We start from the raw sequence: 12823 nt of genomic DNA on the forward strand, positions 1-12823 counted from the left end.
CGCGCGGCGCGCGCGCGGTGGCTGCCTCAGGCGTCGACCGGCAGGGCCGACCAGGGCTCCTTGCGGGGCGCGGCCTCGCGCCCCTCGGGGCAGTGCCGCCGCGAAGTCGCAGTACGCGCGCAGCGGGCCCGGACGCGCCGGGAACCGCTCGTCGAACGGGGCGTGGTCGACCGGCCGGGTCCGGTCGTCGGCGCCCGGCGCGGCTCGCCGCGGCGGGGCTTCGGGACGCGGGCGCGGTACTCGTCGTCGGCCGCCGACGCTTCGGCGGCGATGTCCTCGGCGCGTTCGATGTGGCGGTCGAGGGACTCGGCGGTGTGCTCCCAGGCGGCCGTCTCGCCGGACGGCAGGTGGTGCAGCTCGACGCGGCGGCACGGGCGGCGCAGCACCCGGGACGCCGCCACCGCGTAGATCGCGAGGGCGAGCGAGCCGCGGGCGTCGTCCGGGGTGAGCGGGCGGCGTCGGTCTTGTAGTCGACGACGACGAGTTCGCCGCCGCGGGCGTCCAGCCGGTCGATGCGGCCGGAGACGGCGATGCGGGCGGTGCGGGCCGCGACCGTCCGCTCGACGCCGATCGGCTCGTCGGACGGGTCGAGCCCCGCGGCGTAGCGTTCCACCATGTCGCGGGCCCGTTCGCGGTGCGCGGCGGACTGCTCGCCGTCGCGGAACCCCTCGGTGATCCAGCCACGGGTGAGGAGGGCGCCGGCGGCGGTGGGCGTCCGGTCGGGTTCGGGCAGCCGCCACCAGGCGGCCAGCGCGTTGTGCACGCTGGCGCCGACGCTGTTGTGCGCCCACGGCGGGCCCTTCGGCGGCATCGGACGGTCCAGGTAGGTCATCCGGTACCGCCGGGGGCAGTCCTGCCAGGTGTTCAGCCGCGACGGCGTGCACGCGTACAGGCGTTCGGGCATGCCGTCGAAGCCGAGCTGTTCCATCACCGGCCGTCCGTCCCCGTGCGCCCGCCGTCGGGCGTCAGTCGTTGTCCTCGCGGGCCATGTCGCCCCAGCTCTCCCACCGGGAGTTCTCCTCGCCCGCGGTCGTCTCGTCGCCCTGGGCGGGCATGACCTGCAGGTCGCGGGGCAGCGGGTCGAGCAGCGCGCCGATCGAGTTGAGCTGCTTGCGCAGGTCCTCGAAGGCGCCGCCGATCGAGCCGGGACGGCCGCGGTGCAGCGTGTCGCCGGAGAACAGCACGCCGAGCTGCTCGCTGATCACGCAGACGCTGCCGGGGGTGTGCCCCGGGGTCTGGACGATCTCGAGCTGGGCGTCGCCGATCTCGAAGACACCGCCGTCTTCGAGCCAGATGTCGGGTTCGAGGGATCGCAGCGCCTTGGCGTCGTCCTCGTCGTCCTCTTCCTTGGCGAGGCGGCCGAAGTAGTCGCGCCACAGCAGCCGGTCGGCGCGGTGCAGCGCGATGGGGGCCCAGTTCTCCTCGTCGTCCTCGCCGGCGGCGGCGACTTCGAGCACGACGCTCAGCCGGTGCTCGTTGCCGTCGGTGAGCAGGACGGCCATGACCTCGCGCTCGCCCACCTTCTCGAGGATGGCCTCGGCGTCGAACGCCGGGTCGATGACGATGACGTCATCGTCGTCGCCGACGATGTAGGTGTTGTTCTCGACGTCGTACTCGGTGTCGTCCAGGGTCAGCTTGCCCGACGTCACCACCTGTTCGATGCGCGCGTCCACGCCTGGCACCCTACCGCGCTTCGCAACCGGGTCAGGGCGATCCGGCCGCGGCGGCCAGGAGGGCCTCGTAGGCGGCGGGGTCGGTGGTCTCGGCGCCGATGCGGTCGCCGGTCGGGGCGCCGTGGTCGTCGCTGGACCCGGTGACGACGAGGCCGAGGGCGGCGGCGAGATCGCGCAGGTGGGCGCGGTCGTCGGGGGCCTGGTTCGGATGGTCGGCCTCCAGGCCGGCGAGCCCGGCGGCGGCGAGCCGCTCGATCAGCTCGTCCGGGAAGACGTACCCGGCGCGCCGCGCCCGCGGGTGGGCCAAGACGCACGCGCCCCCGGCGGCCCGGACGAGCGCGACCGCGCGTTCGGGGTCGAGCGCGTACCGTCCGGCGTGCGCGCGGCCGCCTTCGGCGATCCAGTCGGCGGTGAACGCCTCGTCGTGCGAGGCGACGGCCCCGGCTTCGAGCATGGCCTGGGCGATGTGCGGACGCCCGACGGCCTCGCCCCGCGCGAGTTCGCGGACCCGCTCCCACGTGACGTCCACGCCGAGTTCGCGGAGCCGCGCGACCATCGTCCGGGCCCGGATCACGCGGTCGTCGCGGATGCGGGCGAGTTCGGCGGCCAGGACGGGTTCGGCCGGGTCGAACAGGTAGCCGAGCATGTGCAGGCTCCGGCCGTCGTGGACGCACGACAGCTCGACGCCGGGGACGAGCGTCAGCCCGTCCGGGAGGGCCGCCGCGGCCGCGTCCCATCCGGCGGTGGTGTCGTGGTCGGTGAGCGCGACGACGTCCACGCCGTTGCCGCGCGCGCGCCGCATGACCTCGGCGGGCGGACGTGTGCCGTCGGACGCGTCGCTGTGGACGTGGAGGTCGATCCGCATCTGTACAGCGTAGGCGCGCGCGTGTGTCAGAGGTCTAGCTTGAGGCTGTAGGCGCCGTAGGGAAGGTCCACTTCCATGCCGGGTTCGCGGAGATCGAGGAGATTCTGGTCTTCGAGCATGAGCACGCCCGCGTCCGCGGGCCACAGGACGGCCCACAGCCAGTTGCCGAGCGCCTCGCCGACGAAGACGGCCCGGTCCGGTTCGCGGCCCACCGCCCACAGCGGGACGGTGTGCCCGGGCGTCGCCGCCGGGCCGCTGATGCCGATCTTGGCGTGCGGCGGGCTGCCGTCGAACTGCTCGCCGGGGTCGGAGCCGTCCAGCCCCGCGTAGTGCGCGCCGAGGCCGATGCCCGGCTCCTCGGCGATCAGCATCATGTCGGCCGGGCCGCTGACCAGGCCGGGGCCCGACAGCGCGACGCCGCACGCGCGCGCGCCGCCGCGTTCGTCCCCGACGGTCACGAATCCGGTGACGAGCCAGTTCAGCGGGAGCGGCCAAGGCGTCCAGACGGGCACCCGCACGTCCCGGAGGACGACGGAGAGCGCGTCCGGGCCCGGCCGTACCGGAGGCTGCCTGGGGAGTACGGCTCCGTGCACGCCGCAGCTCCAGTCGCTCGACCAGAGACCCGGCGCCTGCACCTGGGTCCCGCATCGCGGGCATGTGGGCTCCGCCCTCATGATTCCCCACCCTGCGCGGCGGCTCCCCCGCACGTCAAGGCACGGACGGGAAAGACGGGACAAAATGGGGGCATGCGGGAACGGTGCGTGGGTGCGATCGTCCATGATCCGGACGGACGGCTGCTGCTGGTGCGGCGGGGCCGCCCGCCCGGCGCGGGACGCTGGTCGGTGCCGGGCGGGCGGGTGGAACCGGGCGAGGACGACGCCGCGGCCGTCGCCCGCGAACTGCTGGAGGAGACGGGCCTGCGGGTCCGCCCCGGCGCGTTCGTGGGCACGGTCGAACGGGACGGCCCCGGCGGCGTCGTCTACGAGATCCACGACTACGCCGCCACGGTGCTCGGCGGGACGCGCGCGCCGGGGACGACGCCGCGGACGTCCGGTGGGTCGCGCCCGCCGAGCTGGCCGGCCTGCCGCTCGTCCCCGGCCTCGTCGACGCGCTCACGGAATGGGGCGTGCTGTGAGCGGCCGTCAGTAGGCGGGCTGCGGGCCCGGCACGTCGCCGGGACGCCGCGGCCGCGGCGCGTCCGGGCCCGGGTGCTCGTCCGCCGGGCCGTCGCCGGGCGTGCTCGTCTCCACCTTGAACCGGCGGGCCAGCAGGACGATGCCCACCGCGTACACGGCCATGGAGGCGACGTCGGCGAGGACGTACTGCCACGGGATCCCGCCCTGTTCGAGGCTCAGCTGACCGAACGCCGCCGGGAGCAGGAACGCCATCAGGTTGTTGAACACGTGCAGCGCGATCGTGCACTCCAGGCCGCCGGTGCGCACCGTGAGCCAGCCGGCGATCGCGCCGAAGATGAAGATGTCGAGCATCCCCCAGCCGGTGTACCCGTGCCCGGACGTGAACAGTGCGGCCCCCAGCACGATGCCGGGCCACGGGGTGCGGAACACGACGCTGAGCGCGCGCGTCAGCCCGTTCCTGGCCTTCTCCAGGGTGCACGCGCCGATCGCCTGCATGAGCCAGCCGCGGAAGAAGTACTCCTCGGCCGCCGACTGGAACGGGACGAGCGCCACGATGACGAGCGCGGGCAGCAGGAAGTCGCCCCAGCCGACCCACGCCCCCTCGGTGGTCGACCCGGCCGGCTCGTTCTCGACCGACAGGCTCGCGGCGAGCGACAGGCCGTAGGACACCGCGCAGAACGCGACGGACATGCCCGCGCACGCGAGCATCCAGCGCCAGCGCAGCCGTCCGACCACCGAGGACAGCGTCCCGGGCCGCCGCCGCTGGATCCCCCACGCGGCGAGCCCGACCAGCGGAAGGAAGACCGCCAGGGACAGCAGCGCGTAGGCGATGTCGGCGGTGTCGTTGCCGAAGATCGACGTGCCGGACGGGTCGTCGAGCAGCGGGGAATCGCCGTCCGACACCGCCATCTGGATGATCAGCCCGATGACGCCGAGGACGCCGCCGACGCCGAGCCCGACCACGATGATCGACACGGTTCCGACGAGCGGACGCCACCAGTTGTGCGCCTCCGAACGCGCCATCCGGTGGAACGGCACCCCGCGCGGTGTGGGGACGATCCAGGGTCGTTTCACCGGAGGCGGGTAACCGCCATAGGCGTCGTAGCCGGGGGCGTAGGGGTACTGCTGGGGGTACTGCTGGCCCCACGCCGCCGGTTGCTGGTTCCAGGCGGGTTGTCCCCCGGTGTGCTGCTGGCTCGGGTAGGGCTGGTCGTAGGGTGGCTGGCCCTGGTCGTAGGGCTGCTGGCCCTGGCCGTAAAGCGGCTGGCCCTGTGTCCCCGGTTGCGGGGCCGGGGCCTGCGGTTGCGGCCAACCGCTCGTCGACTGCTGCGGCGGGGCCTGCGGGGCCTGCTGCTGCGGCTCCTGCCGCGACGGGTCCGGGTCAGGAGAACGCGGCCGCCCGTCGCCCATGCCGGGATCGAGCGGCGCCCAGCCGTTCGCGTCCTCCTGGTCAGACATACGTCCCCTTCTCCTCGACCCGAGTCGTCCACGCCTTGGTTGCGTGGACGAATCGTACGGTCGCTCAGTTCCCGGAGGGCTCGAACGTACGCGTCCGGGCGAGCCCGGCGGCGCGTCCCTTGGCGGCGATGACGAGCGCCATCTTGCGGGACGCCTCGTCGATCATCTCGTCGCCGAGCATCGCGGCGCCGCGTCCCTCGACGTTGATCGCGTGGTCGTAGGCGTCGAGGATCAGCTCGGCGTGGTCGTAGTCGTCCTGCGTCGGGGAGAAGATCGCGTTCCCGGCGTCGATCTGGGACGGGTGCAGCACCCACTTGCCGTCGAAGCCGAGGGCGGCCGAGCGGCGGGCGGCGCGGTCGAAGCCGTCGGCGTCCCGGACGTTGAAGTAGGGGCCGTCGACGGCCTGCAGGTCGTGGGCGCGGGCGGCCAGCAGGATCCGCATCAGGATGTAGTGGTAGGCGTCGCCCTCGGTGTAACCGGGCGGCTGCTCCCCCACGACGAGCGTCTTCATGTTGATCGACGCCATGAAGTCGCCGGGGCCGAACACGAGGGTCTCCAGCCGCGGCGACGACGCCGCGATGTCGTCGATGCGCGTCATGCGCGCGTCCTCGATCTGCGCCTCGATACCGATACGTCCGGGTTCGTAGCCCATCGCGCCCTCGATCTGCGTGAGGAGCCGGTCGAGCCACCGGACGTGCGACGGGTCCTGCACCTTCGGGAGCATGATCGCGTCGAGGTTCGCGCCCGCGCCCTCGACGACCTCGATGACGTCCCGGTAGGCGTACGGGGTGTCGAGGTCGTTGACCCGGACGACGCGGATCTTGCCCGTCCAGTCGCCCTCGTTGAGCGCGGCGACGACCGACTTGCGCGCGTCCTCCTTCGCGGACGGGGCGACGGCGTCCTCCAGGTCGAGGAAGATCTCGTCGGCCGGGAGGCCCTGCGCCTTCTCGATGAACCGGGGATTGCTGCCGGGGACCGCGAGGGTGGTACGTCGTGAGCGCATGGGGCGGATCGTATCCACCGGGTGTGAGACGCTGCGGCACATGGGTGACCCGAACGAACCGTCGGCCGACGCGGTGCACGCGCTGAGCGCGGCGCTGGTGGAGGAGGCGGCCAAGAAGTCGGGGCTGCTGTGGCTCGACCTGCCGGGTCTGCCGCAGCCGCGGGCGGCGTGGCACGTCTGGCACGAGGGGTCGGCGTACGTGCTGACGGGCGGGGACGGCGAGCAGCCGCTCCCCGGCCTGCCCGAGGCCGACCGGGTGACCGTGATCCTGCGCAGCAAGGACAAGGGCGGACGGCTCGTCGCGTTCGTCGCCGCGTGCGAGCACGTCGAGCCCGGCGGCGAACTGTGGGACGAGGTGGCTCCCAAGCTCGCGAAGGACCGGCTGAACGGGGCGACGCACGAGGGGCGGCTCGAACGGTGGGCCGCCGAGTCGTGGGTGATCCGGTTGACGCCGACGGGCGAGGAGGTCGCGCCGTCCGGCGGGTACGCGACCGTCCGTCCCGTGGGGTCCCCGGCGACGACGGCGGGCCCGCCGCCCCGTCTGGCGGGCGCCCGGCGCCGCCGCGCCGACCGCTAGGGGCGCTCGACGGCCAGTTCGCGGCCCTCGGCGACGGCGCCCAGCTTGTCCGGGTTCGCCACCATGTGGATGGCGTACACGCGGCCCTGCTCGTCGAACTCGACGGTCACCGTGCTGATCGTCCGGTCGGGGCCGTCGATGACGAGGCCGGGCCGGCCGTTGACGTCCGTGCGCCGCATCCGCATGTCGGCGGGGTCGACGCCCGAGTAGGGCGCGCCCGCCACGGCGCCGATGAACCGGGCGACCTTCGCCGCGCCGACGATCGGCCGCACCGCCGCGCGGACCTTGCCGCCACCGTCCGTCCACATGGTGACGTCCGGGGCGAGGATCTCCATCAGCCGGTTCACGTCGCCGCCCAGGACCGCGTCGAGGAACCGGTCGGTGGCGGCGCGCCGCTCGGCCGCCTCCGCCTCGAACCGGGGCCGCCGCGCCGCCACGTGCCTGCGGGCGCGGGTGCCGAGCTGCCGCACCGACTCCTCCGTCCGGTCCAGCGCCGCCGCGATCTCCGCGTACGGGTAGCCGAACGCCTCCTTGAGGACGAACACGGCCCGTTCGAGCGGGCTGAGCGTCTCCAGGACGACGAGCAGCGCCATCGACACCGACTCCGCGAGCTCGGTGTCGTCGGCGACGTCCGGGGAGGTCAGCATCGGTTCGGGGAGCCACGGACCCACGTACGTCTCGCGCCGCGCCCGCGCGCTCCGCAGCCGGTCGACCGCGATGTTGGTGGTGATCCGGACGAGGTAGCCGCGCGGGTCGCGGACGTCCGAACGGTCGGCGGCCGACCAGCGCAGCCAGGCGTCCTGGACGGCGTCCTCGGAGTCGGCGGCGGAGCCCAGCATCCGGTAGGCGACCGCGAAGAGCGTGCCGCGATGCTCCTCGAACGTCTCGTCCGGTGCGGCGCCCGTCGCCTGGACCGTCCCGACCATGCCGATCCCCTTTCCGTCCGCGCCCTTCCGGGTGTGACGCCCCCATGATGCACACCCGCGCCCGGCCTCTCCACCTGCGGCGTCCGGTGTGTGACGGAGATGACCGCCGCGGCCGGATCGTCCGGGGGATCATGGGTAGTGTCCTCGCCATGAGCGCATCTCCGACACGGGTGTTCATCGCCCGGCTCGCCGGGATCGCGGTATTCGACCCGGTGGGCGATCAGGTCGGCCGGGTCCGCGACGTCGTCGTGGCGTTGCGGCTGGCGCCCCGGCCGCCGCGGGTGCTGGGGCTCGTCGTGGAGGTGCAGCCGCGGCGCCCGGTGTTCCTGCCGATCACCCGGGTCACGGTGATCGAGTCGGACGCGATCATCTTCGACGGGCGGCTGAACATCCGCCGGTTCCGGCAGCGGGAGTCGGAGACGCTGGTGATCGCGGAGATGCTGGACCGGACCGTCCGGTTCTGCGACACCGGCGAACCGGTTTCAGTGGTGGACGTGGCGATGGAGCCGACCCGCACGCGCGACTGGCTGCTGTCGAAGGTCGCGGTGCGGCGGCGGACGAAACGGGGACTGCGGCGGCGCGGCGAGAGCCTCGTCGTCGACTGGGACGCGGTCGAGGGCTTCTCGGCCGTCGAGCACGGGCAGGGCGCGGCCGGGCTGATCGCGGCGTTCGAGCGGATGAAACCCGCCGACCTCGCCGGCGTCATCCACGACATGCCGGGCAAACGCCGCGCGGAAGTCGCCGACGCCCTCGGCGACGAGCGGCTCGCCGACATCCTGGAAGAACTCCCGCAGGACGACCAGATCGAGATCCTCGAAACGCTGCAAGTCGAACGGGCCGCCGACGTCCTGGAGGCCATGGACCCCGACGACGCCGCCGACCTGCTCGGCGAACTCCCGGACGAGCAGCGCGAACGGCTCCTCACCCTGATGGAGCCGCAAGAGGCGGCGCCCGTCCGGCGGCTGCTGTCCTACGAGGACTACTCGGCGGGCGGCCTGATGACGACCGACCCGGTGATCGTCGCGCCGGACGCGACCGTCGCGGAGGCGCTCGCGCAGATCCGCAACCCCGACCTGAACCCGGCGCTGGCCGCACAGGTGTACGTGTGCCGCCCGCCCACCGCGACCCCCACCGGCCGCTACCTCGGCACCGTCCACTTCCAGCGGCTCCTGCGCGAACCCCCGCGCACCCTGGTCAGCGCGGTCGTCGACGCCGAACTCGACCCGCTGCGTCCGGGAATGACGCTGGAGGACGTCGCGATGCTGCTGGCCGCCTACAACCTGGTCGCGGGCGCCGTCGTGGACGAGAACGGGCACCTGCTCGGCTCGGTGACCATCGACGACGTGCTCGACCACCTGCTGCCCGAGGACTGGCGGGAGTCGGTGATGGACGCGAGCACCGGCGCGGTCGCGCCGCCCTCGGATCCCGAGGAAGAGGCCCTCCGGGGGAGGACATGACCACGACCACACGCCTGGAAACGACCCGCCTGGACCAGCCGCGGCACTACCGCCGCACGCTCGTCCCGCGCCCGCACTACGACCCCGAGTCGTTCGGGCGGCTGTCGGAACGCATCGCGCGCTTCCTCGGCACCGCGCGATTCCTCGTCTACATGACGGTGTTCATCATCGTGTGGATCGGCTGGAACTGGTTCGGCCCGTCCGCCCTGCGCTGGGACCCGTACCCGTTCATCTTCCTGACGCTGATGCTGTCGCTGCAGGCGTCCTACGCGGCCCCGCTGATCCTGCTCGCACAGAACCGGCAGGACGACCGCGACCGCGTCCAGTACGAGCAGGACCGCGCCCGGACGGAACGGACCACCGCCGACACCGAGTACCTCACCCGGGAGATCGCCGGCCTCCGAGTGGCCCTGAGCGAAGTCGTCACCCGCGACTTCCTCCGCTCCGAACTGCAGCAGATCCTCCGAGAACTCGACACCAAAGACCCCGTCCGCTGATCCCGACACGACCGGCAGACCCCGCCCACACCGCGCGGTCACAGCGGTTCCGCACGGCCCCGGACACGGACGCTCGACGGACCCCACACGGCCAGGAAGGCCGCCCACACCGCACGACCAGGCCCCCGCGCGGACGCGGACGCTCGACTCACCCCACACGACCCAGAAGGCCGCCCACGCCGCGCGGCCGCAGGCGTCCTGCGGGGACGCGGACGCTCGACGGGCCCCACACGGCCACAGAGGGCCCGCCCACACCGCGCGGCCGCAGGCGCCCTGGCGCCGGAGGCCGTGCGGAGTCGGCCCCGGCGCTATGAGGTCCGACACCCGATTGTTCAGGGAGCCGTAACAGTCCATACCATGGACGCATGGCCTCCGAGTTGACGACCGAGCAGGTGACCGCGGCCCTCGCCACGGTGAACGATCCTGAGATCCGTAAGCCCATCACCGAGCTCGACATGGTCAAGAACGTCGACATCGCGCCGGACGGCGCGGTGAAGGTCGGCGTGTACCTGACCGTGGCCGGCTGTCCGATGAAGGACACCATCACCAAGAACGTCACGGAGGCCGTCTCCAAGCTCGACGGGGTCACCTCCGTGCAGGTCGACCTGGACGTGATGAGCGAGGAGCAGCGCAAGGACCTGCAGACGAAGCTGCGCGGCGGCGAGCCCGCCAAGGAGATCCCGTTCGCGAAGCCGAACTCGCTGACCAAGGTGTACGCGGTGGCGAGCGGCAAGGGCGGCGTCGGCAAGTCGTCGGTGACGGTGAACCTGGCGGCGGCGCTGGCGGCGCAGGGCCGCAAGGTCGCGTCGTGGACGCCGACATCTACGGCCACTCGATCCCGCGGATGCTGGGCGTGCAGAACCCGCCCACCAAGGTCGAAGACATGATCATGCCGCCGTCGGCGCACGACGTGAAGGTGATCTCGGTGGGCATGTTCACCGCCGGGAACCAGCCGGTCGTGTGGCGCGGGCCGATGCTGCACCGGGCGCTGCAGCAGTTCCTCGCCGACGTCTACTGGGGCGACCTGGACGTCCTGCTGATGGACCTGCCGCCCGGCACGGGCGACATCGCGATCTCGGTGGCGCAGCTGCTGCCGTCCGCGGAGATCCTGGTGGTGACGACGCCGCAGCAGGCGGCCGCCGAGGTCGCCGAGCGGGCGGGCGCGATCGCCGCGCAGACGCACCAGCAGGTCGTCGGCGTGATCGAGAACATGTCGTACCTGGCGTGCCCGCACTGCGGGGAGCGGCAGGACATCTTCGGTTCGGGCGGCGGCCAGACGGTCGCGGACGCGCTGACCACGACGCTCGGCACCCGGGTGCCGCTCCTCGGCCAGGTGGAGATCGACCCGCGGCTGCGCGAGGGCGGGGACGAGGGCGTCCCGCTGGTGCTGTCCGACCCGGACGCCGGGGCCGCGAAGGAACTGCGCACCATCGCCGACACGCTCGGCGGCCGCAGCCGCGGCCTGGCGGGCATGTCGCTGGGCATCTCCCCGAAGGGCCGCTGACCCCGCACGACGCAGGAAAGCCCCGTCCCGGGAAGGGACGGGGCTTTCTTCGCCTATATCGGCTTCGACATCGTCGCCACGATCATCGGGCGTGGGCGCGTCCGCCGCGGAAGGTCAGGTGGCTTCGTCGTCGAACGGGGGACGCTCGTCGTAGCCGAGTTCGCCCGCCGTCGTCGCGTAGGACGGCTCGTCGTCGAAGATCTTGCCGTTGCTGCGCGGGGGCGTGTAGGTGTCGTCGTCCTCCAGCAGGTGCTTGCGGACGAACGTCTTGGGGTTCAGGTCGGCGATGTCGAAGTCCTTGAACTCCGGGCCGAGCCCCTCCTGCAGGTCGCTGCGGGCGGAGTTCGCCATCTGGCGCACCTGCCGCAGCATCCGGCCCGCCTGCCCGGCGACCTGGGGCAGCCTGTCTCCGAAGATGACCAGGGCGAGGACGACGAGTACCGCCATCTCGCCGAGTCCGACGTCGAACAAACCGTCCTCCACACGCCATGCCGGGGGGACCGGCCCGCGCGGGCCGGTCCCCCCAGAGTATCCCCAGCCCGGATTAACCGGACCTGAACATTCCCCTGGATATTACGACGCGGCGCCGAGCGTCACTGTGACCGTACTCTCCTTGCCGCCCCGCTCATAGGTCACCTTGACCTGGTCGCCGGGAGCCTTGCTGCGGATCTGCGCGATGAGGTCGGTCGCGTCCTGGATCGGCCGCTCGTCGATCTTGGTGATGACGTCGCCGGGCTTGAGGCCCGCCTTGTCGGCCGGGCCGTTCGGCGTGACGGGCTGCTGGCCCTGCACCGGCTCCGGGAGGATCCGCGCGCCGCCCTGCTGGTAGCGCGGGTCGGGCAGGACGCCGAGCAGCGCTTGGCGGACCTTGCCGTTGGCGATGATCTCCTCGGCGATCCGCTTGGCCTGGTTGACCGGGATCGCGAAGCCGAGGCCGATGTTGCCGCCCTGCTCACCGCCCATCGACTGGCCGCCGAGCGTCGCGATCGCGGTGTTGATGCCGATCACGCGGCCCTTCATGTCGACCAGCGGCCCGCCCGAGTTGCCCGGGTTGATGGCCGCGTCGGTCTGGATGGCGTTGAGGTACGACGAGTCGCCGCCGCTCTCGTCGCCGACCGGCACCGCGCGGTTGAGGGACGAGACGATCCCGGTGGTGACCGAGCCCTGCAGGCCGAGCGGCGAGCCGATCGCGATCACCGGGTCGCCGACGGCGAGCTTGCTGGAGTCGCCGAGTTCCAGCGGCTTGAGCTCGTGGTCGCCCTCCGGCTTGATCACCGCGATGTCGGTGCCGGGGTCGGTGCCCTTGATCGTCGCGGGCAGCGTCTTCTTGTCGTTGAACACGACCTCGATCTGCCCGCCCGTGCCGCCGCCCGACACGACGTGGTTGTTGGTGATGATGTAGCCGTTCTCGACGATGAAGCCGGTGCCGCCGACCTCGCCCTGCGGCGACTGCACGCGGATCATCACGACGCTGGGCAGCACCCGGCTCGCGACGCCCGCCACCGAGTCCGGCGGACGGTTCGGCGCGGCCCCGCCCGCCGAGCCGCTGCCGCCGCCGAGGCTCACCGAACCCTCGTCCCCGTCCGTCGCGATCACCCCGACGCCGGCGCCGACCGCGCCCGCCACCAGCGCCACGATCAGCGCGATGACGGTGAGCAGGCCGAGGCCCGGGCCGGTGCGGGCGGACGGCGGCGGTGCGGGCACCGGCGCCCAGTTCGGCGCCGGCA

The 12823-nt window shown here is 72.8% G+C and carries 12 protein-coding genes and 2 pseudogenes; 5 read left to right on the plus strand and 9 right to left on the minus strand.

Going from position 1 to position 12823, the window contains the following annotated elements; translation table 11 throughout:
- The 4 genes from BJF79_RS18395 to BJF79_RS18410 all read right to left on the minus strand — a co-directional run.
- Window positions 1–928: RecB family exonuclease (locus tag BJF79_RS18395; RefSeq protein WP_262402234.1), on the minus strand; the 928-nt coding region annotated here is incomplete at its 3' end.
- 37 nt (window positions 929–965) lie between these two features.
- Window positions 966–1673 (minus strand): MBL fold metallo-hydrolase, encoded by a 708-nt coding sequence (locus BJF79_RS18400; RefSeq protein ID WP_075899066.1) that lies wholly within the window; start codon window positions 1671–1673, stop codon window positions 966–968.
- Between the two features lie 31 nt (window positions 1674–1704).
- Complete coding sequence (locus BJF79_RS18405) at window positions 1705–2538, minus strand: PHP domain-containing protein (RefSeq protein ID WP_075899068.1); 834 nt, start codon at window positions 2536–2538, stop codon at window positions 1705–1707.
- Between the two features lie 26 nt (window positions 2539–2564).
- Window positions 2565–3317: a DUF6758 family protein gene (locus tag BJF79_RS18410; protein WP_316043380.1), complete on the minus strand. Its 753-nt coding sequence runs from the start codon at window positions 3315–3317 to the stop codon at window positions 2565–2567.
- Between BJF79_RS18410 and BJF79_RS60625 the strand changes: the two are divergent.
- Window positions 3285–3464: pseudogene (locus tag BJF79_RS60625) on the plus strand (NUDIX hydrolase); the annotation flags it as partial. The gene BJF79_RS18410 and the pseudogene BJF79_RS60625 sit on opposite strands and share 33 nt — an antisense overlap.
- Window positions 3465–3680: 216 nt before the next feature.
- On the opposite strand, the gene BJF79_RS18420 reads toward BJF79_RS60625, so the two are convergent.
- Both BJF79_RS18420 and BJF79_RS18425 read right to left on the minus strand, forming a co-directional pair.
- Window positions 3681–5132 (minus strand): CPBP family intramembrane glutamic endopeptidase, encoded by a 1452-nt coding sequence (locus BJF79_RS18420; RefSeq protein ID WP_143220020.1) that lies wholly within the window; start codon window positions 5130–5132, stop codon window positions 3681–3683.
- 64 nt (window positions 5133–5196) lie between these two features.
- Entirely contained in the window at window positions 5197–6135 is a 939-nt protein-coding gene (locus BJF79_RS18425) for an HpcH/HpaI aldolase/citrate lyase family protein (protein ID WP_143220021.1), read from the minus strand.
- Window positions 6136–6175: 40 nt separating this feature from the next.
- On the opposite strand from BJF79_RS18425, the gene BJF79_RS18430 reads away from it, so the two are divergent.
- Window positions 6176–6712 (plus strand): hypothetical protein, encoded by a 537-nt coding sequence (locus BJF79_RS18430; RefSeq protein WP_075899074.1) that lies wholly within the window; start codon window positions 6176–6178, stop codon window positions 6710–6712.
- Here the strand turns inward: BJF79_RS18430 and BJF79_RS18435 are convergent.
- The gene (locus BJF79_RS18435; protein ID WP_075899076.1) at window positions 6709–7638 is read right to left on the minus strand and encodes an RNA polymerase sigma-70 factor; all 930 of its coding nucleotides are present in this window, start codon (window positions 7636–7638) and stop codon (window positions 6709–6711) included. The genes BJF79_RS18430 and BJF79_RS18435 overlap by 4 nt on opposite strands.
- 149 nt (window positions 7639–7787) lie before the next feature.
- Here BJF79_RS18435 and BJF79_RS18440 point away from each other — a divergent pair, with 149 nt between their 5' ends.
- From BJF79_RS18440 to BJF79_RS18450, 3 genes and pseudogenes are all read left to right on the plus strand, one after another.
- The gene (locus BJF79_RS18440) at window positions 7788–9095 is read left to right on the plus strand and encodes a magnesium transporter MgtE N-terminal domain-containing protein (protein WP_075899078.1); all 1308 of its coding nucleotides are present in this window, start codon (window positions 7788–7790) and stop codon (window positions 9093–9095) included.
- Complete coding sequence (locus tag BJF79_RS18445) at window positions 9092–9592, plus strand: DUF1003 domain-containing protein (RefSeq protein WP_075899080.1); 501 nt, start codon at window positions 9092–9094, stop codon at window positions 9590–9592. The genes BJF79_RS18440 and BJF79_RS18445 overlap by 4 nt, the downstream gene beginning before the upstream one ends.
- Window positions 9593–9957: 365 nt before the next feature.
- Window positions 9958–11096: pseudogene (locus BJF79_RS18450) on the plus strand (Mrp/NBP35 family ATP-binding protein).
- A 114-nt stretch (window positions 11097–11210) separates the two neighbouring features.
- Here the strand turns inward: BJF79_RS18450 and BJF79_RS18455 are convergent.
- Complete coding sequence (locus BJF79_RS18455; protein ID WP_075899082.1) at window positions 11211–11567, minus strand: sec-independent translocase; 357 nt, start codon at window positions 11565–11567, stop codon at window positions 11211–11213.
- A 102-nt stretch (window positions 11568–11669) separates the two neighbouring features.
- Window positions 11670–12823: S1C family serine protease (locus tag BJF79_RS18460; protein WP_143220022.1), on the minus strand; the 1154-nt coding region annotated here is incomplete at its 5' end.

Source organism: Actinomadura sp. CNU-125, from assembly GCF_001942465.1.
Lineage (GTDB): Bacteria > Actinomycetota > Actinomycetes > Streptosporangiales > Streptosporangiaceae > Spirillospora.

Bases quoted from the DNA above. Each gene is read 5' to 3' on its own strand.
- BJF79_RS18405 (WP_075899068.1), bottom strand. From the start codon at position 2,538: ATGCGGATCGACCTCCACGTCCACAGCGACGCGTCCGACGGCACACGT.
- BJF79_RS18410 (WP_316043380.1), bottom strand. From the start codon at position 3,317: ATGGACGATCGCACCCACGCACCGTTCCCGCATGCCCCCATTTTGTCC.
- BJF79_RS18420 (WP_143220020.1), bottom strand. From the start codon at position 5,132: ATGTCTGACCAGGAGGACGCGAACGGCTGGGCGCCGCTCGATCCCGGC.
- BJF79_RS18425 (WP_143220021.1), bottom strand. From the start codon at position 6,135: ATGCGCTCACGACGTACCACCCTCGCGGTCCCCGGCAGCAATCCCCGG.
- BJF79_RS18430 (WP_075899074.1), top strand. From the start codon at position 6,176: ATGGGTGACCCGAACGAACCGTCGGCCGACGCGGTGCACGCGCTGAGC.
- BJF79_RS18435 (WP_075899076.1), bottom strand. From the start codon at position 7,638: ATGGTCGGGACGGTCCAGGCGACGGGCGCCGCACCGGACGAGACGTTC.
- BJF79_RS18440 (WP_075899078.1), top strand. From the start codon at position 7,788: ATGAGCGCATCTCCGACACGGGTGTTCATCGCCCGGCTCGCCGGGATC.
- BJF79_RS18445 (WP_075899080.1), top strand. From the start codon at position 9,092: ATGACCACGACCACACGCCTGGAAACGACCCGCCTGGACCAGCCGCGG.